Annotated in this window: 22 protein-coding genes; 7 read left to right on the top strand and 15 right to left on the bottom strand. The window is 62.0% G+C overall.

From position 1 onward, the window contains the following. Positions 1–2 precede the first annotated feature (2 nt). Complete coding sequence (gene lipA, locus LOX95_RS12790) at positions 3–965, bottom strand: lipoyl synthase (RefSeq protein WP_242915230.1); 963 nt, start codon at positions 963–965, stop codon at positions 3–5. Positions 966–1,163: 198 nt separating this feature from the next. Between lipA and LOX95_RS12785 the strand changes: the two genes are divergently transcribed. Continuing rightward, positions 1,164–2,708 (top strand): AMP-binding protein, encoded by a 1,545-nt coding sequence (locus LOX95_RS12785; RefSeq protein WP_242915228.1) that lies wholly within the window; start codon positions 1,164–1,166, stop codon positions 2,706–2,708. A gap of 60 nt (positions 2,709–2,768) precedes the next feature. Beyond that, positions 2,769–3,152, top strand: a complete 384-nt coding sequence (locus tag LOX95_RS12780) for a DoxX family protein (RefSeq protein WP_242915226.1) — start codon at positions 2,769–2,771, stop codon at positions 3,150–3,152. A gap of 57 nt (positions 3,153–3,209) precedes the next feature. Here the strand turns inward: LOX95_RS12780 and ygiD are convergent, their stop codons facing one another. The 4 genes from ygiD to LOX95_RS12760 form a co-directional block, all read right to left on the bottom strand. Continuing rightward, positions 3,210–3,965 carry a 4,5-DOPA-extradiol-dioxygenase gene (ygiD, locus tag LOX95_RS12775; RefSeq protein ID WP_242915338.1) on the bottom strand — a complete coding sequence of 252 codons (756 nt, stop codon included), beginning with the start codon at positions 3,963–3,965 and terminating at the stop codon, positions 3,210–3,212. A 4-nt stretch (positions 3,966–3,969) separates the two neighbouring features. After that, positions 3,970–4,572, bottom strand: a complete 603-nt coding sequence (gene wrbA / locus LOX95_RS12770; protein ID WP_242915224.1) for an NAD(P)H:quinone oxidoreductase — start codon at positions 4,570–4,572, stop codon at positions 3,970–3,972. A 90-nt stretch (positions 4,573–4,662) separates the two neighbouring features. Beyond that, entirely contained in the window at positions 4,663–5,145 is a 483-nt protein-coding gene (locus tag LOX95_RS12765; protein ID WP_242915223.1) for a hypothetical protein, read from the bottom strand. After that, entirely contained in the window at positions 5,142–6,029 is an 888-nt protein-coding gene (locus LOX95_RS12760) for a D-alanyl-D-alanine carboxypeptidase family protein (RefSeq protein WP_242915221.1), read from the bottom strand. The genes LOX95_RS12765 and LOX95_RS12760 overlap by 4 nt, the downstream gene beginning before the upstream one ends. Positions 6,030–6,158: 129 nt before the next feature. Here LOX95_RS12760 and LOX95_RS12755 point away from each other — a divergent pair, with 129 nt between their 5' ends. Genes LOX95_RS12755 through LOX95_RS12745 form a run of 3 tightly spaced genes read left to right on the top strand, consistent with a single transcriptional unit; the run spans position 6,159 to position 8,884 of the window. After that, positions 6,159–7,508, top strand: a complete 1,350-nt coding sequence (locus tag LOX95_RS12755) for an MFS transporter (protein ID WP_242915219.1) — start codon at positions 6,159–6,161, stop codon at positions 7,506–7,508. Beyond that, entirely contained in the window at positions 7,509–8,297 is a 789-nt protein-coding gene (gene mazG, locus LOX95_RS12750) for a nucleoside triphosphate pyrophosphohydrolase (RefSeq protein WP_242915217.1), read from the top strand. It abuts the gene before it with no gap. Beyond that, positions 8,294–8,884, top strand: a complete 591-nt coding sequence (locus tag LOX95_RS12745; protein ID WP_242915215.1) for a DUF1643 domain-containing protein — start codon at positions 8,294–8,296, stop codon at positions 8,882–8,884. Before mazG ends, LOX95_RS12745 begins: the two co-directional genes overlap by 4 nt. Before the next feature lie 29 nt (positions 8,885–8,913). On the opposite strand, the gene LOX95_RS12740 is transcribed toward LOX95_RS12745, so the two are convergent. The 7 genes from LOX95_RS12740 to dusB form a co-directional block, all read right to left on the bottom strand. Next, the gene (locus tag LOX95_RS12740; RefSeq protein WP_242915213.1) at positions 8,914–10,551 is read right to left on the bottom strand and encodes a Na+/H+ antiporter; all 1,638 of its coding nucleotides are present in this window, start codon (positions 10,549–10,551) and stop codon (positions 8,914–8,916) included. Between the two features lies 1 nt (position 10,552). Further along, complete coding sequence (gene hflX / locus LOX95_RS12735) at positions 10,553–11,866, bottom strand: GTPase HflX (protein WP_242915211.1); 1,314 nt, start codon at positions 11,864–11,866, stop codon at positions 10,553–10,555. Beyond that, a complete protein-coding gene (hfq, locus tag LOX95_RS12730) occupies positions 11,867–12,112 on the bottom strand; it encodes an RNA chaperone Hfq (RefSeq protein ID WP_242915209.1) in 246 nt (81 codons plus the stop codon). It lies immediately after the preceding gene. 105 nt (positions 12,113–12,217) lie between these two features. After that, a complete protein-coding gene (locus LOX95_RS12725) occupies positions 12,218–13,078 on the bottom strand; it encodes a D-amino-acid transaminase (protein WP_242915207.1) in 861 nt (286 codons plus the stop codon). Then, complete coding sequence (ntrX, locus tag LOX95_RS12720) at positions 13,078–14,484, bottom strand: nitrogen assimilation response regulator NtrX (protein ID WP_242915205.1); 1,407 nt, start codon at positions 14,482–14,484, stop codon at positions 13,078–13,080. The genes LOX95_RS12725 and ntrX overlap by 1 nt, the downstream gene beginning before the upstream one ends. Further along, on the bottom strand, positions 14,481–16,742 hold the full coding sequence (locus LOX95_RS12715) for a sensor histidine kinase NtrY-like (RefSeq protein WP_242915203.1): 2,262 nt from the start codon (positions 16,740–16,742) through the stop codon (positions 14,481–14,483). The genes ntrX and LOX95_RS12715 overlap by 4 nt, the downstream gene beginning before the upstream one ends. 62 nt (positions 16,743–16,804) lie before the next feature. Next, positions 16,805–17,794, bottom strand: a complete 990-nt coding sequence (gene dusB, locus LOX95_RS12710; protein ID WP_242915201.1) for a tRNA dihydrouridine synthase DusB — start codon at positions 17,792–17,794, stop codon at positions 16,805–16,807. Between the two features lie 65 nt (positions 17,795–17,859). Between dusB and LOX95_RS12705 the strand changes: the two genes are divergently transcribed. Then, positions 17,860–19,011: a bifunctional 2-C-methyl-D-erythritol 4-phosphate cytidylyltransferase/2-C-methyl-D-erythritol 2,4-cyclodiphosphate synthase gene (locus LOX95_RS12705; protein ID WP_242915199.1), complete on the top strand. Its 1,152-nt coding sequence runs from the start codon at positions 17,860–17,862 to the stop codon at positions 19,009–19,011. On the opposite strand, the gene LOX95_RS12700 is transcribed toward LOX95_RS12705, so the two are convergent. After that, positions 19,008–20,297, bottom strand: a complete 1,290-nt coding sequence (locus tag LOX95_RS12700) for a diguanylate cyclase domain-containing protein (RefSeq protein ID WP_242915336.1) — start codon at positions 20,295–20,297, stop codon at positions 19,008–19,010. The two genes, LOX95_RS12705 and LOX95_RS12700, sit on opposite strands and share 4 nt — an antisense overlap. Before the next feature lie 203 nt (positions 20,298–20,500). Between LOX95_RS12700 and LOX95_RS12695 the strand changes: the two genes are divergently transcribed. Continuing rightward, positions 20,501–21,484, top strand: coding sequence for a YihY/virulence factor BrkB family protein (locus LOX95_RS12695; protein WP_242915197.1), 984 nt, complete (start codon positions 20,501–20,503; stop codon positions 21,482–21,484). Here the strand turns inward: LOX95_RS12695 and LOX95_RS12690 are convergent. Continuing rightward, positions 21,450–21,689: a sulfurtransferase TusA family protein gene (locus LOX95_RS12690; protein WP_242915195.1), complete on the bottom strand. Its 240-nt coding sequence runs from the start codon at positions 21,687–21,689 to the stop codon at positions 21,450–21,452. The genes LOX95_RS12695 and LOX95_RS12690 overlap by 35 nt on opposite strands. Then, the gene (locus LOX95_RS12685) at positions 21,689–22,183 is read right to left on the bottom strand and encodes a CinA family protein (protein WP_242915192.1); all 495 of its coding nucleotides are present in this window, start codon (positions 22,181–22,183) and stop codon (positions 21,689–21,691) included. The genes LOX95_RS12690 and LOX95_RS12685 overlap by 1 nt, the downstream gene beginning before the upstream one ends. Positions 22,184–22,237 lie beyond the last annotated feature (54 nt).

The following is a 22,237-nucleotide window of genomic DNA, read 5'->3' as shown; positions in this document are numbered from 1 at the left end:
TCTTAGCGGCGCAGTTGAGCTTCGCGGGCCGCCTTCAGGCGGGCGAAGTCGTCACCCGCGTGGTGCGACGAGCGGGTCAGCGGCGACGACGACACCATCAGGAAGCCCTTGGCACGAGCAATCGCCTCATACGCCTTGAACTCTTCCGGCGTGACGAAGCGGTCGATCGCGGCGTGCTTGCGGGTCGGCTGCAGATATTGGCCGATGGTAATGAAGTCGACACCCGCCGAACGCATGTCGTCCATCACCTGCATGACCTCTTCCTTGGTCTCGCCAAGGCCGACCATGATACCCGACTTGGTGAACTGGTTCGGGTCGCGTTCCTTGACCATCTGCAACAGGCGCAGAGAGTGGAAGTAGCGGGCGCCCGGACGGATCTTCAGATAAAGGCGCGGAACGGTTTCGAGGTTGTGATTAAAGACGTCCGGCTTGGCGTCGATCATCACTTCGGCCGCACCATCCTTGCGCAGGAAGTCCGGCGTTAGAATTTCAATGGTCGTGTTCGGTGCCTGAAGGCGAATCTGGCGCACCACTTCGGCGAAGTGAGCCGCACCGCCGTCCTGAACGTCATCGCGGTCCACCGAGGTGATGACCACGTGGTTCAGACCCATCTGCTGGACAGCCAGACCGACCTTGCCCGGTTCTTCCGGATCGAGCGGTTGCGGCAGGCCCGTCTTGACGTTGCAGAAGGCGCAGGCGCGCGTGCAGGTATCACCCATGATCATCAGGGTGGCGTGTTTCTGGCTCCAGCACTCGCCGATGTTCGGGCAGGCCGCTTCCTCGCAAACCGTGACCAGTCCCTTTGACCGCACGATTTCCTTGGTCGCGTTATACTGCCCCGAACCGGGTGCTTTCACGCGCAGCCAGTCGGGTTTCTTCAGAACCACCGTCTCGGGACGATTCTGCTTTTCCGGATGCCGCAGTTGTGCCGGCGACGTCTTCAGGGTGTCGATCAGGGTGACCATGAGGGGCTATTTCGTCGTTTGTGGCTCAATAGGCAAGGCAAACCCTCCCTCACCTTGCGTTACGTTGGATCGAAAGCTCGAAAAAACGTTGCAATCCTCACGGATCATTTCAGAGTCTTTCCAAACGGGACCCGCATCTTTAATGAGGTCCGCCCTGATAGACCGAGAGAGCAAGCAGGCTCTCCAAGGAGGAACGCCTTGCGGCAATCGCTGGATCCGAAGCTGTATAACAGCTCGCTTATCGACGCCCTGATCGACGCGCGCGCTAAATATGGCGACAAGGAAATCCTCGAGGATCAGGACCGTAATCCCCTGACCTACACCGGTTTGATCCGCGCAGCCTTCGTGCTGGGCCGCAAGATTGCCGGTATGACCGACAAGGGCGAGCGCGTCGCGATCCTTCTGCCCTCGTCGATGGGTACGGTCGTGACCTTCTTTGGCCTGCATGCGCATGGCCGCGTTCCGGTGATGCTGAACTTCACTGCGGGCGAAGCCAATGTGAAGGCCGCCATCAAGGCCTCCGGCGTCAAAAAAGTCCTGACTGCCAAACGCTTCATCGAACAGGCCGCGCTCGACAAACTGATCGAGGCTATTGGTACGGTGGCAGACGTCGTCTGGCTGGACGACGTACGCAAGACCATCGGCTTCCAGGACAAGCTTTACGGCCTGTCGGCGGGTCTCGCTCCGAAACGTTTTGCCGTAAAGACCCAGCCCGATGATCCGGGCGTGGTGCTGTTCACCTCGGGCAGCTTCGGCGTTCCCAAGGGCGTTGTGCTGAGCCAGAAGAACCTGATCGCCAATGCGCGTCAGGTCGGCACCCACATCGCCCTTGATCCGTCATGGGTCATGTTCAACCCGCTGCCGACCTTCCACTGCTTCGGGCTGACGGCAGGTGCTATCCTGCCGTTGCTGGAAGGCCTGAAGGGCTTCCAATACCCCTCGCCGCTGCACGCCAAACAGATTACCGACCTGCTGCCGCAGGTGGGCGCGACCCTTCTGTTCGCGACCGACACCTTCCTGAACCAGTATGCCCGCGTGGCCGAACCGGGTGACTTCGCCACCGTGAAGTTCGCCGTTGGCGGTGCCGAAAAGGTTCGCGACGAGACCCGCGCCCTGTTCGAAGCGAAGTTCGGCAATGTCGAACTGCTCGAAGGCTATGGCGCGTCTGAAGCTGCGCCGGTCATCGCGGTGAACAAGCCGGGTGAAAACCATCCGGGCACGGTGGGCCAACTGCTGCCGGGCATCGATTACCGCCTCGAGCCGGTAGAGGGCGTGGATGCCGGCGGCCGTCTGGTCATCAAGGGTCCGAACGTCATGTCCGGTTACGTCACCAATGGCGAGCCGCTGCAGTGGGAACCGGTCGAGAACGGCTGGCTCGACACCGGCGATATCGTCGATGTTGACGCAGAGGGCTTTGTGACCATCCGTGGCCGCGCCAAACGCTTTGCCAAGATCGGCGGCGAGATGGTGTCCCTGACGGCGGTCGAGGGCATGGCGGGTGCTGTATGGCCGGATAACCGGCATGCTGTGGTGGCTATCCCCGACAACCGCAAGGGCGAGAAGCTGGTCCTGATCACCGAGCGTGACGGTGCCGAAACCTCGGAACTCAGCGCATGGGCGAAAGCCAATGGCGCGCCGGAGCTGGTGGTCCCCAAGAAGATCATCAAGGTGGATGAGATCCCGGTCCTCGGCAGCGGCAAGACCGACTATGTCTCGCTTCAAAAACTGGCTGAAGCTGCCTGATAACTCTCAAGAAAGGCCGCCCTTAACTGGCGGCCTTCGTTGATTTTGGAGCCTGTTCGAATGGCAAGAACCAATATTGACTGGCATGGTCTTTCGCTGGGTGCCCTTCGCGTGGTTTCCGGCATCCTGCTGATCCAGCACGGCCTGCAAAAGATCGTCGGCTTCCCCGCCCCCAAGCCTGCGCCGATCGATCTGAACACCCTCATCGGCTGGTCGGGTCCGATAGAACTGGTGGGCGGTCTGCTGATGATCCTCGGCCTGTTCACCCGACCGGTGGCGTTTATCCTGTCAGGGTTCATGGCCGCCGCCTACTTCATCGCCCACGCGCCAAAGGGGCTATACCCGCTATTGAACGGCGGTGAACTGGCCGCGCTTTACTGCTTCGTCTTCCTCTACCTGTCGGTCGCCGGATCGGGCAGCTTCGCACTCGACCGTCGCCGGTAAGGGCAAAATAGAAGGTGCGGACCATGCGATCCGCACCTTTTCATTTCAGCGTCGGCATCAGCCGATCCGCACGCCTGTCATCGAGATTGACCCGCCCACCACTTCATCGTTGAAGAACGACAAGCTCTCGCCCACGTCCTGCTGGGCTGCGACGTAAAGCAGCGGCAGATAGTGCTCGTCCGTCGGCACCGACAGTTGAGCGTTCTCGGCCAAATCGACCCAGTTAATCAGCGCGTCATGGTCGGCCCGCACAAAGGCCGCCTTCACCGCCTCGTTAAAGTCGCTGGCCCAATCATAGGCCTCGCCGCCCTCTCGCTTCCACGTGCGCAGATTGTGAACGAAGTCGCCCGAGCCAGCGATGATGTAGCCCTCGTCCCGCAACGGGCGCAGTTTCTTGGCAAGTTCATAATGGCCCCGCGCGTCCAGATCGCGGTTGAGCGACAACTGCACCACCGGAACATCGGCGTCAGGCCAGACGTGGGCCAGTACCGACCACGCACCGTGATCCAGACCCCAATGGTCCGTCATCACGGCACCTGTCAGTGCAGCCACACGCGCCGCCAGTTCAGGCGAACCCGGTGCCGGATACTGCATGGCGTGCAGCGCGGGCGGAAAACCACCGAAGTCGTGGATGGTCTCCGGCCGCTCCATAGCCGTGACACCCAGCCCACGTGTTTCCCAGTGCGCAGACACCATGACCACGCCCTTGGGCTTGCCGAGTGCCTCGCCCACGACCTTCCAGCCGTCGGCGAACTCTCCCCCTAGAGCGTTCATGGGCGAACCATGCCCAAAGAAAATAGCAGGCTGGGTCATCATTTTACCCGTGCAGTTTCTTCGCGATTTCCGCGATGTGCTTACCTTGATAACGCGCGCCGCCGAGATCGATCTCGCTCGGCATACGCGAGCCATCGCCCTTGGTCAGGGTCGTCGCGCCGTACGGCGAACCGCCCACGATCTCGTCCATGTTCATCTGATCCGTATAGGCATACGGCAGACCCGCCACGACCATGCCGTGGTGCAGGAAGTAGTTGTGCAGACCGGCAAAGGTGGTTTCCTGACCGCCATGCTGGGTCGCCGATGCGGTGAACGCACCACCGACCTTGCCCAGCAGAGCACCCGAAGCCCACAGGCCACCGGTTTGGTCAAGGAAAGCGCGCATCTGCGATGCTGCGGTACCGAAACGGGTGCCCGCACCGATGATGATGGCGTCATAGTTCGGCAGGTCCGAAACCTCGGCAATCGGGGCTTCCTGATCCATCTTGTAGAAGGCGGCCTTGGCGACTTCTTCCGGCACAGTTTCCGGTACGCGCTTGATGTCTACAACAGCACCCTCGACCGAAGCGGCCCCTTCGGCAACGGCCTTGGCCATGGCTTCGATGTGACCATAGGTCGAGTGGTAAAGAACAAGAATCTTGGGCAACAACCTACTCCGATACAAACCTCGCGACGCATTTAGTAACAGCGTCGGTATCGGATTTAATCTCTACGCCGGATTCTGCAACCGCCCGCGTCAAATATTCCGCTGGTTTGCGACTAAAGGACAAACCCGATCATAGAAATCGAGGTCCGCAGGTACGCGCAAGCCGCGCGACAGGCGGAAGCGATGCTCGACCACCATGGCCTGCTGTTCGATGTTCAGCCCGTCCCAATGGCAGTGGTCGCTGACCTCATAACGATAGGATTCGACGCTATCGCCCGCCTTCAGCTTGCCGAACAACAGGTTCACGCCCTGCTGGGCCTGCCAGACGTGGACCATCTCGTGGATGAAGGTCGCCTGCACCGGCATGGGCGCGACGGCCATGTCACTCTCGTAGCGTTCGGACGGCCACAGGATCCATTCGCGCCAGAACCACCGCCCCGGCACAAAAGCCCGCGTGAACGGCCATGGCGTGCGCAGTATCCGCACGGTTTCCAGCCTCAGCGCGTCACCAAACACCTCGCGGGCCAGCTCGACCTCGTTCGGTGTCAGCGATCGGACGCGCGATGGCTTCATTGAGCATACCCTTGTGGCGGGCCGACCCATTCCCAGTGCCAGGGCTCGAAGGCATAGGGCACAAAGCCAAAGCGTTCGGCATTACGCACCATCCAGCGATAGGCGGCGGTCTGGCTCATATAACGCCTGTTGTGGGTGTGGGTGGAGTCCACGCCATAACCCAGCAAATGCCCGACATAGATATCCAGCGCAGTGCCTGTCCGGTGGGCAGAGCATGCCGCGCGGCGCACCCCGTCACAGTTGCCGTCACGCGCGCAACGGGCCGCATCGGCCTCCGGCTCACGGAAGGAGGAGAAGATTTGCAGCAGTTCGGGCTGCTGGGCCAGTTCGGGCACCTCGGCACGTGCAGTGGCGACCATGGCGCGGTACGCTTCCAGCACGTCGCGACGCGCCATGCGGGTCATGCGCTCGGCGTGTTCTTCGCCCGCAGTCAGATAGGCCAGTTCGGCGATAGGCGGCGGGGACGGACATTCGCCGCGGATGCGCGCCAGAATAAACGGACGACGTTCCTGCCAAAGCCCGCGGAACACGGTGAAGGTTCCCGCGTCCATCTGGCCTGTGGCGGGCAGGTTGTGCAGCGTCTGGAACACCGCCAGCTTTTCAGCGAACCCCGGTGATGACGGGTCGCAGTGGGTGCCCAGCTCTTTCTGGATCAGCGGCGCATAGGTTTCCCAACCCATTTCCGCAGGCCCGAACGGTGCCCACTCCAAGGCGTAGAGGTTGATCCCGTTGGCCTGGGCCGCGGCAACGTAGGGGCCCGCGTCCGCATCACAGACCTCGGCCTGAGAGGTTCGCGCCGACGCAGGACTGGCCCCGACCGCTACGGCCACTCCCAGTCCCATGATCGCGCCAGCAACAGCACGCCACTTGAATCGCAAAGACATTTGACCAAAAGGCCCCATTGCGCCCGCAATCGCAACCCCGTTCAGCGAGCCAAAGTCATCTGAACCCTCGCCTTGCGATCACGATCGCGCAATGGTGGCCACTGGTGATTCAACGTTCGAGCGTATGCCATGACGACCAGCCCCCGACGTTCCAACGCCGTCCTGGCAGCCTTCTCGGGGCCGTGTCTGCCTTTGGCGGCTTTCGGGGTCGCCCTGCCCGTCACCCTGCCCGAGTTTTACGCCACCCACATCGGGCTGGAGCTTGGCGTCGTTGCGGCGGTATTCATGATCGTTCGTCTGATCGACATCGGCTTTGATCCCTTCATCGGCTGGGCCATGGACCGCACCCGCACACCCATGGGCCGATACCGTCCATGGATGCTGGCCTCGGCCCCGATCCTGATGGTCGCGGCGCTGATGATGTTTGTCATGGCCAAGCCGGGGGACGGTCCCGTCTATCTGTTCGGTTGGCTGCTGTTTCTCTATCTCGGCTTTTCCATGGGGACGCTGGGCCAGATGGGCTGGGCGGCTGTTCTGGCCCCCGAATACAACCAGCGCAGCCGTGTGTACGGCTTCTGGCAGTTCTTCAATATCATCGGCGTGATCCTGATCCTTATCCTGCCGACCATCGTGGTTCGCGGCGGATTTGGCACCTATGCCGACGGGGTAAAGTGGATGGGATGGGGCATCATCGTCGCCCTGCCCGTCACACTGGCCATCGCCTATTTCGCCGCGCCGGAACCTCCGCTGGCCACCGCAAAGCCGCATGGCGGGGTGAGGACGTGGCTGGGCCTGTTCAAGCTCAAGACCGTACGCAAGCTGCTGTTGGCCGACCTGTTCCTCGGCATCGCGCCGGGTATCACCGGATCGATGGTGTTCTTCTTCTTCGGTCAGGTGAAGGGCTATGACCACGCCAGTGCCTCCATCTTCATGCTGCTGTATTTCATGGCAGGTCTTGTGGGGGCACCGTTCTGGGCATGGCTGGCCACTCGGGTCGGGAAGCACAAGACGCTGGCCGTCTCGTCTATCGTCTTTGCGGGCTTCTATGGCGGAGCCTGCCTTGTCCCCGGTGGCAACTTCACCATCACCGCGGCGGCCATGTTCATGGCGGGTCTGCCCTATGCCGCCGCCCTCTTCCTGCTTCGGGCGATGATGGCCGATGCCGGCGACGAGGTACGGCTGGAAACGGGCGAGGATCTGACGGGCCTGATGTTCTCTATTCTCGCCGTCACTACCAAGCTGGGCCACGTCTTCGCGCTTATTCCCTATGCCATCCTACAACTGGTCGGCTTCAAGCCCACACAGACGCCCGCTGAAAACGGCAACTTCGCCATCCTGATGTTGCAAATCCTGTTTATCGCCGTGCCCGCAGTGCTAATGGCTGCAGCCGCGCTGGCCATGCGGAAATATCCGCTAACGGCCACCCGCCATGACCAGATACGCGCCGAGCTGGCGCTCAAAGATGCCGGAACTGTTTGAATGACCCATCCCGTCGACCGCCTGAAAGAGATCATGGTCCGCCTGCGCGACCCGAATGGCGGCTGCCCATGGGATGTGGAGCAGACCTTCCAGACCATCGCCCCCTACACCATCGAAGAAGCTTACGAAGTCGCCGACGCCATCGAGCGGAACGACATGGACGAGCTTCGTGTCGAACTGGGTGACTTGCTGTTCCAAGTGGTGTTCCACTCTCGCATGGCCGAAGAAGCCGGCCATTTCAAACTGGAAGACGTGGCCGAGGCCATGGCCGACAAGCTGGTCCGGCGCCACCCGCACGTATTCGGCACCGAAGAGGCCAAGCCAACGGGCGTCGCCCAAAAGGCCCGCTGGGAAGACATCAAGGCCGCGGAGCGCGTCGCCAAATCCCAGACAGGCGTCTTGGACGATGTTCCCGTCGGCCTGCCCGCCCTCACCCGCGCGGCCAAGCTGACCAAGCGTGCGGGCCGCGTCGGCTTCGACTGGCCGTCGGTTGACGAGGTCTTCGACAAGATGGCCGAAGAGGTCGAGGAACTGCGCGTCGAGCTGAAGGCTGGCGACAAGGAAAAGGCCAAGGAAGAGCTGGGTGACCTGCTGTTCGTTATGGCCAATCTCGCCCGCAAGCTGGAGATTGAACCCGAAGACGCCCTGCGCGGTGCCAATGCGAAGTTCGTGCGCCGCTTCGAGTTCATCGAGGCCGAGTTGAAGAAGGACGGCCGCACGCCGGAACAGTCCGACCTCGCCGAAATGGACGCCCTGTGGGACGCCGCCAAGGCTGTTGAAAAAGCATGAGTAAGAGACTGGCCGACCAGTTGGACCTGATCCCGCGCGATCCGACCGAACATGATCCGGGCGGCAAGGTGCGCCTGAACCTGATGGCTGGCGTAAAGGGTGACGCAGTGTTCAGCGAGGATGGCCGTCACCGCACCCTGATGCGCCGCTGGATCGGCGACACCTTCCCCGAGCGGTACATCCTATTCATCGGCATGAACCCGTCGACCGCCGACGCCATGGTCAACGACCCGACCTGCGCCCGCGAATGGACCTTTGCCCAGCGCGAAGGCTTTGACGCCATGGTGAAGGCCAATGTCGGCGACTATCGCGCCACCCACCCCAAGATGCTGCTGGAAGAAGGCGTTGTCGCGTGCTCGCCCGCCAACCTGCCCGCCATCCGCGAACAGGCCAAGGGCGCGGCCCGCGTCGTCCTGTGCCACGGCAAGCTGAACAAGGCGCTGGTCCCCGCAGGTAAGGCGCTGGTCGAAGCCCTCACTGCTGACGGCATCGACCTCTGGTGCTTTGGCACCAATGGCGACGGCAGTCCCAAGCACCCGCTCTACCTTAAAGGCGATACGCCTCTACTGCGCTGGCAGCCTAGCTAAGGCTGCCAGTTCACGGGCTGTCTCGCGGATTAGGCGAAACGGATTTCCTCAAGGTCGATCTCGCGGATCAACTTCTTGGCGGTTTCCTCGTCCAACAAGTGCGTGCGGGCCAGCTTGATCATCTCTTCGCGCTGCGCCTTGAAGCACAGGATGCGCAGGTCGCGCTCGATGGCGTCCAACTTCTTGTTACGCTCGGTCTGATCGGGCGCAGTGCCGGAATGCAGGTCGATCTGCTGGCGATAGTCCTCCATCAGGCGGGCGACCACCTCGGCATGCTCGTCGGCGCGGGCATGCACGGCGGCAACGTCCAGCGCACGCTCGGACTCTTCCAGTGCACGGATAGCCGCTGCCGCTGCCGCGCGACGGGCGCGTTCCTCGGCACTTTGGACATGCGTATCCGGGGGAAGCTCCACGCCCTTGAGCAAGATAGGCAAGGCCACACTGGCTAGAACCAGCGAGACGATGATGACGCCCGCAGCGAGGAAGATGGCGAGGTTACGTGCCGGCAGCAGTCCACCGTCGGCCACGAAGAACGGCAATGTCAGAATACCGGCCAGCGTAATCGCCCCGCGAACCCCCGACAGGGCCATAACCGCCACCAGACGCCAACGCAGACGCGGGCGCTTTCCGCCCGACAGCTTGCCACTGAACAATGTCAGTTTCAGCGTCGCCCACACCCACAGAAACCGCAGTGCGGCCAAAACGCCGACAATGGCGAACACATAGATGCCGAGCCACCAGATCTCGGTGCGCTCGGTCGTGCGGATCACCTCGGCGGCACGGGCCATGATCGAGGGCAGTTGCTCGCCCAAAATAACGAAGATCAGGCCGTTAGCCGTAAACTGAACCGTGTCCCACACCACTGCGCGACGGATGCGCGTGGCGGCCATAGCGGTACCGCGGCGCTCGGTGATGCTCATAGTGATACCAGCCGAAACGGCGGCCAGAATGCCCGACGCGTGAATGGCTTCAGCCGCGAGATAGGCCGCGAACGGGATCAGCAGGCTGATGAGGATTTGGCCGCCTACATCCTCGCCCCAGCGACGGCTGATGAAGCCTTTGGCCAGATTGATAGACAGGCTGACCACTACGCCGACCGCCAGACCGGCCAGTGCCAGCCACGCAAAGGTCCCCACGGCGCTGGTCAGGGAGAAGGCACCGGTTGTCGCCGCAATCACCGCGATGCGCATGCAGGTGAGGCCCGTAGCGTCATTCAGAAGGCTTTCGCCCTCCAGAATGTGCATCAGGCGCTTGGGCATACCGCTGCGACCGGCGATGGCCGAAACGGCAATAGGGTCAGTGGGTGACAGGATCGCCGCAAGGGCAAATGCTACTGCCAACGGCATCGCCGGTATCATCCAGTTGATAAAGAAACCGAGCCCCAGCACCGTGAACACCACTAGCCCCAAGGCCAGTTCGAGGATCACTGCCCGATCCTTGTAAAGCGCGGTCTTGGGTATCCGCCAGGCGTCCACAAACAGCAGCGGCGGCAAGAACAGCAGGAAGAAAATCTCCGGCCGCAGATCGACGCTTTCGCCCGTGATCAGCACCACGCCTGCGCCCAGCGCGATTTGAACGAGCGGGAGCGGCAGGCGGGTAATCCGCGACACCCATCCCGACAGCACAACGGCCAGCAGAAGGAACAGCGCGGTTTCGATCAGGTGCATATCAACTCAGGATGTCGGGATAGGAACGTTCAAAACGGCCAAGCGCCGCAGGGTGCAAGCGAACGGTCACGCGGATCGTGCCATCCTCCTCGGTATGACGATCGGTCACGCGGCCGTTTTCATACAGCCACGCCAGCACATCGCCACGCGACGACGGGATCAGGATGACGCTCTCGGGGTCATCGTCGATCAATCCGGCGATAACGTCGCGGAGGGTCTCGATGCCCTCGCCTGTCCATGCCGAGACGGCGACTGCCTTGCCTTCCTTGGCCAGACGTTCCGACTGACCCAAGATGGCTTCCTTGGCCTCGTCGTCCAGAAGGTCGATCTTGTTCCAGACTTCAAGAATGCGGCGGGTACGACCCTCCGGCGTCGGAATCTGGTTCAGAACCTCTTCGACGTCCTTGCGCTGGGCCTCGGTGTCCGGCGGCGCGATATCGCGCACATGCAGGATGAGGTCGGCCTCGCCCACCTCTTCCAGCGTGGCGCGGAAGCTCTCGACCAGTTCGTGGGGAAGGTCGGAGATGAAGCCCACAGTATCGGCGATGATGGCGGGGCGGCCCTGCGGCAGTTTGATCGTGCGCTGGGTTGTATCCAGCGTCGCGAACAGCAGATCCTTGGCGAACACTTCGGACCCCGTCATGCGGTTGAACAGGGTCGATTTACCCGCGTTGGTGTAGCCCACCAGCGCCACAGCTGGGAAAGGCACACGCTTGCGGGCCTTGCGATGCAGGCCACGGGTGCGGCGCACCTCTTCCAGTTCGCCCTTCAGCTTGACGATCTTGTCGGCGATCAGGCGGCGGTCGATTTCGATCTGGGTTTCCCCCGGACCGCCGGTCGAGCCGGTGCCGCCGCGCTGGCGCTCAAGGTGGGTCCACGTGCGGACCAGACGCGAGCGTTCATAGTCAAGACGCGCCAGTTCGACCTGAAGACGGCCTTCCTTGGTGCGCGCACGACGGCCAAAGATTTCAAGGATCAGGCCCGTGCGGTCGATGACCTTCACGTCCCAAGCCTTTTCAAGGTTGCGCTGCTGAACGGGCGTCAACTGGTCGTCCACCACGACAGCCTCGGCCTCGGCGGCAAGCACCAGAGCCTCAAGCTCCTCGACCTTGCCTGACCCAAACAGGGTGGCAGGCGTGATGGAGCGAACGCGCACGATTTCCTCGGCGCGTACATCAAGGTCCAGCGCACGCGCCAACCCGACCGCCTCTTCGAGACGGTCGATGGCGTGACGCGAGTTGTCGGAACCCCTGTCGGGGTGAACTACGATCGCCCGGATAAGCGGGACGGAATGGTCTACGAGTTTAGAGGACAATCACTCTTCTTCGGTTTCGGGCTCGAACATCTGCACCGGACCGGCAGGCATAATGGTCGAGATGGCATGTTTATAAACCAGTTGCGACTGGCCATCGCGACGGAGAAGCACACAGAAGTTGTCGAACCAGGTGACGATGCCCTGAAGCTTTACGCCATTGACCAGAAAGATGGTCAGCGGAGTTTTGGTCTTACGGACGCTGTTCAGGAAAGTGTCTTGAAGGTTCTGGCGTTTGTCTTGCGACATGGCAGGTTTATCCTGTTCTTGGTTATTTCTGAGCCCGCAAAGCGGACACAGGCCTTTTCAGCCCGCGTCACAGCTTAAACGCGCACGACCCAGGGTCGCAATGACTTAAATGGCGTTGCGGATCGCTTGTTCAAGGTACACGGCGCGCAGGCGCGTCGCGATTGGGCCGGGCTTGCCGTCACCGATCTTGTCGCCATCCAGTGAAACCAGTGGCATCACGAAGCTGGACGCCGCAGTCACGAACAGTTCCTTGGCTTTCTTGGCTTCCTCGACGCTAAACGGGCGTTCGTCCAGTTCGATGCCTTCTTCCTTCACCAACTTCATGATGGCGGCCCGGGTAATGCCGCGCAGGATGTTGGCCTGGGTGTCGCGGGTGCGCAGCTTGCCGTTCTCGTCCACGATCCACGCATTGGTCGAGGAGCCCTCGGTGACCATACCCATCTCGTCGAACAGGATAGCCTCATAGGCACCCTTTTCGCGGGCAGCTTGTTTGGCCAAGGCGTTCGGCAGAAGGCCGACCGTCTTGATATCGCAACGGCCCCAGCGGATGTCCGGATGAGTGATGCCCGCTGCGCCCTTGGCCGCCTTTTCCTCGCCCGCCGGAAGATTGATCGACTTGGACGTCACGATCACGCTCGGAGCCACACCCTTCGGGAAGGCATGGTCGCGCGGCGCGGTGCCGCGGGTGATCTGGAGATAGACGATACCGTTACGCACGCGGTTACGACGGATGGTCTCGCGCAGAACGACGCCCAGAGCTTGCGAGGTCATCGGAATTTCGATGCGCAGCTCCGTTAGGCTGCGGCCCAGACGTTCCATGTGGCCTTCGTAGTCGGCCAGCTTGCCGTCGAACACCGACCAGACTTCATAGACGCCATCGGCAAACTGGAAGCCACGGTCCTCGATGTGGACAACGGCTTGCGAATGCGGACGGTATGTCCCGTTTACGTAGGCGACCCTCGACATCAGGCGCCCTCTCCTTCTTGATCATCACCACCGCGAGACGGCGAAACGCCCAGCGATTTCAGTTTTCTGTGTAGTGCAGAGCGTTCCATACCGATGAAGGCCGCGGTGCGCGAGATATTGCCGCCAAAGCGCATGATTTGAGCCGCCAGGTAGTCACGCTCGAACACTTCGCGGGCTTCGCGCAGCGGCAGCGCAATGATGCGCTCATTGCCAAAGCTGCTGGAATTGTTCGACGCCACTTCCTGCGGAAGCATGTCGGCGCTGATCGGCTCGGCAGGATCACCCGTCGCAAGGATCAGCAGACGTTCGATGTTATTGCGAAGCTGACGCACATTGCCCGGCCACGGATGCACCTGAAGCACGGCAATCGCATCCTCGCCCAGTTGACGGCGCGGTAGGCCCTGCGAGGACGACAGGGTGTCCACGAAATACTCTACCAACTCGGCGATATCCTCGCGACGTTCCGACAGCGGCGGGACGCGGATAGGCACCACGTTGAGACGGTGGAACAGGTCTTCGCGGAAACGCCCCTCTGCGATCTCGACCTTCAGATCCTTGGCCGTCGAGGTGATGACCCGCACGTCGACTTGGACGTCCTGATCACCACCGACGCGGCGGAAGCGTTGATCGACCAGAACACGAAGGACGCGGCTCTGGCTCTCGCGCGGCATGTCGGCCACGTCGTCCAGATAGAGGGTGCCATTATGGGCCCGCTCGAACACGCCGATCTTGGCGGGACGGCCGTCGCTGCCTTCTTCACCGAACAGTTCCAGATCGAGGCGTTCCGGCGTCATGCCCGCAGCCGAGATGACTACAAACTCACCCTTGGCGCGGGGGCTATTGTCGTGAATTTGGCGCGCGACCAACTCCTTGCCCGACCCCGGCGGGCCGGAAATCAGAACGCGGCTATTGGCCGGAGCGACCTTGGCAATGGTGTTGCGCAGGTTCTGGGCCGCAACCGACTTCCCGATCAGGCCCGACGGGGTCATGGCCTGCGCCCGCAGACGGCGGTTCTCGCGCTTCAGCGAAGCGGCTTCAAGCGCACGATCAACGACGACGACCAGACGGTCCGACTTGAACGGCTTCTCGATAAAGTCATAGGCACCGCGCTTCAACGCGCTGACGGCAGTTTCGATGTTGCCGTGACCCGAGATCATGACAACCGGCAGGTCTTCATCAAGGCCCTTGATGACGTCCAGCAGTTCGAGGCCATCCATGCCTCCGCCCTGCATCCAGATATCCAGCACAGCCAGCGAGGGTTTACGTGCCTTGACCGCCGCCAGTGCCTCTTCGGCATTGGACGCGGTACGGACGTGGTGACCCTCGTCCTCCAGCAGACCGGAAACCAGTTCGCGGATGTCGCTCTCATCATCAACGACAAGAATGTCGGCGCCGTTATTCTTCATGGGGCCTCTCGCTCGATGTCACTTCCCTTACCACCCGAAGATGGCCGTTGGGCAGCTTTCATGTTCTGACGAAGGGGAAAAACCATGGTGACGCGAGCGCCCGAAAGGCCCTCTGCATCGCCCAGTCGCAGTTCCCCGCCGTGGTCTTCACAGATACGTTTCACAATGGCCAAGCCCAGACCCGTCCCCTTTTCACGGGTGGTCACATAGGGCTCGGTCAAACGGTCACGATCCTTCTCCGGCAAGCCGATCCCGTCATCCTCGATGATGAATCGGGCATAGCCGGAAGAAACGTCAAGACGCGCACCGATACCCGGTACCGCCGTCTCGACACCCGTCGCCTTGCGGGCCGAAACGGCCTCGCCAGCATTCTTTAGAATATTGATCAGGGCCTGACGCACCATCCGGCCATCGCAGTCCAGAATAATCTCGGGCACCGGCTCGAACAGGTCCACGCCGATATCCGCCGCCGCAACGCGCTGGGCAAACACCGCCTCGCGCAGCATTTCGTCAGCGCGTTCCTCGGTGAAGCGCGGCGCCGGCATACGAGCGAAGGACGAGAACTCGTCCACCATGCGGCCGATATCACCAACCTGACGGATGATGGTCTCGGTGCAGCGGTCGAACACCTCGACGTCGTCCTCGACCTTGGCGCGGTAGCGGCGACGCAAACGCTCTGCCGAAAGCTGGATCGGGGTCAGCGGGTTCTTGATCTCGTGCGCGATGCGGCGGGCTACGTCACGCCAAGCTGCATTACGCTGGGCCGTGACCAGACGGGTGATGTCGTCGAACGTCAGGACCATCTCGCCGCCCTGTCCGCCTTCGATGCGCACCCGCAGGCGCCGCGTCTCGCCGTCGCGGGTGACGTCGATGTCTTCTTCGATATGGGCCTCGCCCCGCTCGGACAGCTCGCTCAGTTCTGGCGAAACCTCGCCCAGACGCTGGCCCTGCACGTCATCGAGCGTGATGGCCAACAGCTCGCGCGCACTATCGTTGATGGCCGAGATGCGGCCATATCGGTCCAGACCGATCACACCCGCGCTCACGCCCGACAGCACCGTTTCGATAAAGCGCGAACGGGTTTGTGCCTCGACACTGGCCGAACGCAGGGCGACCTGCTGGCTCTGGATGTCGTGTGTCATGCGGTTGAACGCTTCGGACAGCACGACCATTTCTGCGGGCGCGTCGGACGCATCGACACGCGCCTCCAGATCCCCCCCCGAAACACGCTCGGCGGCGTCGATCAGTCGACCGATCGGGCGCGAGATCGCGTTTGCCGCAGACATAGCCAACCACACCGCACCGACCAGAATGAGCAGCGCCGTTTCCAGATAGGCCAGTGCGAATGTCGCCTGTATCTGGGCGCGGCTCTCGTCCGCCTGACGATACGCCAGAATGGATTCCTCGCCCGTCCGCATGCGCTCGATCAGGCCGGGAGCCAGAGGGCGCACCACATAAAGATAGGCGTTGCCATAGTCAGGCAGCGGATAAAGGACGCGGATCGTATCGGGATTTTCGGTGACCGCGGCCGGAACCTGCTCGCCGATAGCCAGCGTTGCAAAGGCATCCTGAGGCGGCGCGACATAGGGGGGCGCATCCGGCTGTTCACCGCTGGCCAAAACCTCGCCCTTATCGTTGAGAATATAGAGTGCGGGATAGCCGAAGAAGTCGCCGATCTGGGCCAGTGCACGGCTGAACTGAATACGGTTGTCGAACACCGAACGGACCCCGCCCAGCTCTGTCGACATCGTCTCCAGATCGCGTTCCAGGCCCGCACCGACATCGGCCACATAGGCGCGACCGATCAGGGCGCCGTTCTCGACCGAGGAACTGACGTTGTCACTAAACCACTGGTCCACGCCGCGGTTGACCAGCACGCCGAACACCAGCGCGATCAGAACCGCTGGAACCACCGACACAAACGAGAACAGCATCACAAAGCGCAGGTGCAGTCGCGCGCCCGCTTCGTGACGTTCCTTGAACAGTGCAAAGACCTGACGCCCCACGCCCGCGGCCAAAATCCCGATCAAGGCAAGGTTGGCCAGCAATGCATAAAGGATGATACGCGCCGCGGTGGCACGCCCCTCGCCCGCCGCGCCCGGAGCCACAGCCACGATCCAGATCGCCAAGGCCGTAACGATAAAGGCCACCGCGTAGCCGACACCGAAAACCGCGCGAGGACGATCCATCCAGAACCGCCCCTTGAAGGGGTGCCCTGTCGACGGAGTCTCGTCCTGTTCCACACGCGGTTGGGTCATCAGGTTCCAGCTTCGACTAACTGTGGCAAATGTTCAACAGCATAGTTGCGTTATTGTGCCAGTTAGCCGAGCCAAAGCGCGCGAAGTGCGGCTTCGACCTCCTCCAGACTGTCTAGACGGCACAGCCGGGCCTTGGCCTGACGGCGTTCTTGCGGGTCTTCCGGCCACGGTGCCTGCTCGATGTACCAACCCAGATGCTTGCGGAACATCTTGAGGCCTAGCGGGAGTTTGTAGAACTCGGCTGACGACCGCATGTGTTCGATGACGATGGCGAATCGTTCTTCGCGGTCAGGTTCGGCCAGTTGGGTGCCATCTTGAAGAGCGCGTTCAAGATGCGACGCCAGCCATGGGCGCCCATAGACACCCCGTCCCAGCATCAGGGCATCGGCACCGGATTTATCCAGAGCCTCGCGTGCCTGTTCGGCGGTGATGATGTCGCCATTGACAACCACCGGAATGGAGACGGCCTGCTTGACCTCGGCGATCGCATCCCAGTCGGCGACACCGGTGTAGAACTGCTTGCGGGTGCGACCGTGAACCGTCACGGCCTTCACGCCGATTTCCTCGGCCTTCTTGGCGAGAACAGCGGCGTTCAAACTGTTCTCGTCCCAGCCCAGTCGCATCTTCACCGTCACCGGACGGCTGACGGCATTGACCGCCGCCTCCATCAAACGACAGGCCAGATCGGGCGTGCGCATTAGGGCCGAGCCACAGGCCGCGCCCGTCACTTCCTTGGCCGGACAACCAAAGTTCAGGTCGATGATGTCGGCACCAGCCTGCTCGGCCATCTTGGCACCGTGGGCCATCTTCTCCGGATCGCCCCCCACCAGTTGGATCACCGTAAGCGGCAGACCACCACCCACGGCAGCACGACGCACCACATCGGGGCGTGCACGGGCTAGCTCTGCGGCGGCCACCATTTCGGTCGCCACATAGCTGGCACCCAAGCGCGAGGCGAGCACACGAAACGGCAGATCGGTGATCCCCGTCATCGGTGCCATCAGCACTTTTCCGGGGATTTGAACGTCCCCGATTTGCAATCCTGAACTCATGCCGCCCTTAGCGCCGAAACAATGCCCCCTCGTCAACCATGAAACTGGCGCTTAGAAGGCGATCCATGACCTTCTCTGCGATTATCGTCGCCGCCGGATCGGGTTCTCGCGCAGGCGGGGACAAGCAATGGCGCACTGTCGGCGGCAAGCCGCTCATCCGCTGGTCGGCAGAGGCCCTGCTGGATGCAGGCGCATCACCGCTGGTGATCGTGCTGGCCGACGGTGCCGAGGATCGCGCCCGCGAGGCGCTGGATGGCTTGTCCGGTTGGGTGTCGGTGACGGGCGGAGCCACGCGTGCTGATTCCGTCCAGGCAGGCCTTGCTGCGCTCGACGATGATCGCCCCGTGATGATCCACGACGCCGCCCGCCCTTTCCTGAAGGCCCACACCATTCACGCCCTGCTGGACGCCCTGTCCGACGCCGAGGGCGCATTGCCTGCCCTGCCCGTCGCCGACAGCCTTCGTCGCGGAGATGCGGACAAGCTGATGGGCGAAGTCGTGGACCGCGAGAACCTTTATCGCGCGCAGACGCCCCAAGCCTTCCGCCCCTCCACCATCCGCGCCGCCTATGCCGCATGGACCGGCCCCGACACACCAACCGATGAGTCTTCTGTCGTTGCCGCCCACGGTGGCCGCGTACGTCTGGTGGCCGGAGAGGCCGACCTATTCAAACTGACCTACCCCGAGGACTTCGCCATGGCTGAACGCCTGATCCCTGACACCTCCCGCCGCGTGACCCGCGTGGGCATGGGCTATGACGTTCACCGCTGGGTCGAGGGCGATGGCTCGGGCACATGGCTATGCGGTGTCCAAGTCCCCCACACTCACACTCTGCTGGGTCACTCGGACGCCGACGCCGGTCTGCACGCCCTGACCGACGCCATTCTGGGCGCTATCGCCGAGGGCGACATCGGCGACCACTTCCCGCCGACGGACGACCGCTGGAAAGGCGCATCGTCCGATGCCTTCCTCGCCCACGCCTATGAACTGGCCAAGGCCAAGGGCGGCGTGATCATCAACGTGGACGTGACGCTGATCGCGGAGCGCCCCAAGATCAAACCCCACCGCGCCGCCATGCGTCAGCGGATTGCCGACATTCTGGGTCTGGATCTGGGTGCCGTCAGCGTAAAGGCCACCACCACCGAAGGCCTCGGTTTTACGGGCCGAAATGAAGGTCTGGCCGCCCAAGCCGTCTGCTCTATCGAAATGCCGGCTTAAGCCGCAGCGTCCGATCGCTTGGAATCCGCAACGGCCCGTTCCAGCAGCTGGATCGGGCCTTCGCCCTCGGTAATTTCAGCCACGCCGATATCGAAATCAAAGACAAACGGCGAGCGATCTTCACCGGCCTCGAAGGCCGTGCAGGCGATCACAGCCGCGATCCGTTCTGCGGCAGCCCGCGCCGCGCGTGCAGACGTCGCCGGCATCATAATCGCGAAGCTGTCCGGCGACAGCGAGGCTGCGGTGTCCTCCACCCTCACCAAACGCGAGATCATAGCCCCCACCTGCGGCAAGGCCCGATCGACCCAACCTCCACGGTTAATGGCTGAAAGCGCATCGGACTTGGCAACACGCAATACGCATAGCGACAAGCTACGGCGGCGCTTTACGCTGGCGGCATAAACCCGGCGCAAATGCGAGGCGAACGGCTCTGCCAGAAACAGCCCCGTCACCCCGTCCGTCAGATGGGACACCCGCACACTATCCAGCGCGCGGCGGATGGAGACACGGCGGCGATAGTTGTGCGCCATCGCCATGACCCGCTCGGCCGTGTCGGCTTCGCCCACATGGGTCTCCACCACATCTGCAAAGCCACGCAGATAAAGGTCGTTCAGGTTCACATCGTCGCCGGGCTTCAGATAAAGCACCAGCGGGATATGATACAGGCGCGTGTTTCGCTTCATGCCCGAGGCGATAGACATGGCCACCGACCGGTTCTCTCCACCCCACAGCAGCGCCGCATCGAATGACCGTTCGTGCAGATAATCAAAAGCCGTATAGGGCGTGGGTGCGGCCACAACCTCGACACCCGCCGCATTAAGGCTGTTGCTTAAGGCGAGGAAACGCTCGTCGGGAGCACCGATTGCCAGGACCGTCACAGGCTGGTGGTCGTCCTCGACACGACGCAAAGTCGCATCGTGCTCGGCAAACGTCTGGCACCGCAGCAGGAACTCTTCTTCGGCAACCGCCGCGCGCATCAGGTGCTCAAGGCGAACCAGCGCCTGCGTCGGATGCGGCATCTCGCTCATTCTCAGGTCTATGCCGTGAATCTCGGCCTGCCCGACGCCCATAACTGGCAAATGGCGGTCAGGCATGACGCTGCGGATTCTGTCGATCCCTACAACAATGGCCGGATCATCCAGATCAACCACCGCGACATCGAAGGGATAGGTCTCCAGAGCCATGACGGCCTGTTCGATGTCTGCAACCCACAAGGTGTTGCAACCCGATTCGTCCAGTCCTGCCTGCAATGGAGCGAAACGCGCAAGCCGTGATGCCACCAGCATAACTCGTACAGAGATATCGGTGAGTTTAGCGGCCTGCATACGTAACGATCCAACTGCGATGGGTTTCGGCGAGTCGCTAAGCGCCAGCCCTGTCCCGTCCCGATACGCGACCTTAGACTAAAATATGGCTAAGCTGGGCTATAAAATGGAGGTCTACGGACGGCTATCTTTCCCTCACGAGCGAAAGTCTTTAAATCGGCCTGATGCTGCATAACGACATCGCGACGTCCTCCGCGCAGGTTTCCTCTCGCACCAACGGTATTGCCAAGCTGATCAGCCAGTTCTCGCTGTTCGCTATCGCAAGACTGTGCGCGCGTGCCTTTGGCCGTGCGTGGGGCCGTGACGTAATGCTCTATACAGGCGGTGTGACGTTCTTTGCCCTGCTGGCAATGTTTCCGGCTATCGCCATCCTGATCGGCTTCTACAAGGCCGTGCTGTCCATCGGGAATGTCAGCGAACAAGTGGCCGCGATGGCCGAAACGGTTCCTGCAGCCGCGCGGACGCTGTTCTTGGCAGAAGTCGAACGTCTGTCCGCCGGATCATTCCGCGCGGTTTCCACTCAAAGCGCGATTGCTCTGGCCATCGGTGGTTATGCCGCGCACCGTGGTTTCAAGGCACTGTTGGCCGGCCTTAACCTGATCCACGACGAGAAGGAGCCGCACGGCTTTTTCAAGTTCAACATGCTGGCTTTCCTCGTCGCGCTGGCCGCATTCTTCCTGTTCACGGTTGTGTCGGGCACCATCGTGACCTGGCGTCTGATCGAGCATGCCTACGCGACCGAACCGGTCAGCCGTATGATGATGCCCTTCGACAGCCTCTGGACGGCTGCCGGCCTGTGGCTGGGCCTGACGATGCTGTACCGCTATGCCATGAGCCACCGCACCCCCGTTATGTGGCCCGCAGCCATCATCGGCGGTCTGGTTGCAACGGCGATGTCCGGCCTGTTCTCGTGGCTGTGCGCCATCTATGTGGAGCAGATCGTCCATCTGGGCGCGACCTATGGCTCTGTGGGTGCCGTAGTCGTCCTGCTGATCTGGCTGTCGTGGAACGTCAACGCGATCTTCTACGGCGGTGCATTGGCCACCGAGCTGGAACTGGCATTCCGGCCTGAGCCCGAAGTAGCCGAGGCCGAGCCTGACGACGGCCGCGTGATCAATCTGGACGCCCGCCGCCAGTCTCGATCGTAAGACGAAGCACGCCTTCTTCTTCTAAAATATCGATCACCCGCCCGCCCGTTTCCTGCATCAGGAAAGGCACGTCGATACGCGCCATTGGGTCGGTCGCCAGCAGTTCCATCACCTGCCCAGCGGGCGCATGCTCCATGGCCTTGCGCAGCTTCAGGCTGGGCACGGGACATTTGTGACCCCGTGCGTCGATAACGACCGGAGCCATCAGGCGTTCAGAGCTTGTGACAGCAGTTCAAGAGCCTGAACCAAGGCCGCTTCGCGTACCTTCTCGCGGCCCAGATCGCCGAACTGGCGCTCGATGTGCAGAACACGACCGTCCGCGCGGGCAGCCGCAAAATGCACCAGCCCCACGGGCTTCTCGACCGACCCGCCGCCGGGACCCGCAATACCAGTGATCGCGACAGCCACCGAAGCGTCGGAATGCTCGACAGCACCGGAAGCCATGGCGCGGGCCGTCTCTTCGGAGACTGCTCCGTGGTCGGCCAGCGCCTGCTCGGGAACGCCCAGCATCTGCATTTTTGCGCGATTGGAATAGGTGACAAAGCCCCGGTCCACCACACTGGAAGACCCTGCGATCTCTGTCAGCGCAGCCGCCACCAGACCGCCGGTGCAGCTTTCAGCCGTGGCGACCATGACGCCTGCGTCTCCCGACTTGGTCAGAACTGCCTGCGCCAAATCCACAACCGTTTCGGAAAACATTGCTATCACCTTTTTTGAAGCATTAAACTTAGCGCCGGGATGAATGCCCCGCCG

It is taken from the genome of Brevundimonas pishanensis (genome assembly GCF_022750635.1).
Lineage (GTDB): Bacteria > Pseudomonadota > Alphaproteobacteria > Caulobacterales > Caulobacteraceae > Brevundimonas > Brevundimonas pishanensis.
This window is presented reverse-complemented; position numbering and strand designations above follow the sequence as displayed.

Bases quoted from the DNA above. Each gene is read 5' to 3' on its own strand.
- lipA (WP_242915230.1), bottom strand. From the start codon at position 965: ATGGTCACCCTGATCGACACCCTGAAGACGTCGCCGGCACAACTGCGG.
- LOX95_RS12780 (WP_242915226.1), top strand. From the start codon at position 2,769: ATGGCAAGAACCAATATTGACTGGCATGGTCTTTCGCTGGGTGCCCTT.
- ygiD (WP_242915338.1), bottom strand. From the start codon at position 3,965: ATGACCCAGCCTGCTATTTTCTTTGGGCATGGTTCGCCCATGAACGCT.
- LOX95_RS12765 (WP_242915223.1), bottom strand. From the start codon at position 5,145: ATGAAGCCATCGCGCGTCCGATCGCTGACACCGAACGAGGTCGAGCTG.
- LOX95_RS12760 (WP_242915221.1), bottom strand. From the start codon at position 6,029: ATGTCTTTGCGATTCAAGTGGCGTGCTGTTGCTGGCGCGATCATGGGA.
- LOX95_RS12755 (WP_242915219.1), top strand. From the start codon at position 6,159: ATGACGACCAGCCCCCGACGTTCCAACGCCGTCCTGGCAGCCTTCTCG.
- mazG (WP_242915217.1), top strand. From the start codon at position 7,509: ATGACCCATCCCGTCGACCGCCTGAAAGAGATCATGGTCCGCCTGCGC.
- LOX95_RS12745 (WP_242915215.1), top strand. From the start codon at position 8,294: ATGAGTAAGAGACTGGCCGACCAGTTGGACCTGATCCCGCGCGATCCG.
- LOX95_RS12740 (WP_242915213.1), bottom strand. From the start codon at position 10,551: ATGCACCTGATCGAAACCGCGCTGTTCCTTCTGCTGGCCGTTGTGCTG.
- hfq (WP_242915209.1), bottom strand. From the start codon at position 12,112: ATGTCGCAAGACAAACGCCAGAACCTTCAAGACACTTTCCTGAACAGC.
- LOX95_RS12725 (WP_242915207.1), bottom strand. From the start codon at position 13,078: ATGTCGAGGGTCGCCTACGTAAACGGGACATACCGTCCGCATTCGCAA.
- ntrX (WP_242915205.1), bottom strand. From the start codon at position 14,484: ATGAAGAATAACGGCGCCGACATTCTTGTCGTTGATGATGAGAGCGAC.
- LOX95_RS12715 (WP_242915203.1), bottom strand. From the start codon at position 16,742: ATGACCCAACCGCGTGTGGAACAGGACGAGACTCCGTCGACAGGGCAC.
- dusB (WP_242915201.1), bottom strand. From the start codon at position 17,794: ATGAGTTCAGGATTGCAAATCGGGGACGTTCAAATCCCCGGAAAAGTG.
- LOX95_RS12705 (WP_242915199.1), top strand. From the start codon at position 17,860: ATGACCTTCTCTGCGATTATCGTCGCCGCCGGATCGGGTTCTCGCGCA.
- LOX95_RS12700 (WP_242915336.1), bottom strand. From the start codon at position 20,297: ATGCTGGTGGCATCACGGCTTGCGCGTTTCGCTCCATTGCAGGCAGGA.
- LOX95_RS12695 (WP_242915197.1), top strand. From the start codon at position 20,501: ATGCTGCATAACGACATCGCGACGTCCTCCGCGCAGGTTTCCTCTCGC.
- LOX95_RS12690 (WP_242915195.1), bottom strand. From the start codon at position 21,689: ATGGCTCCGGTCGTTATCGACGCACGGGGTCACAAATGTCCCGTGCCC.
- LOX95_RS12685 (WP_242915192.1), bottom strand. From the start codon at position 22,183: ATGTTTTCCGAAACGGTTGTGGATTTGGCGCAGGCAGTTCTGACCAAG.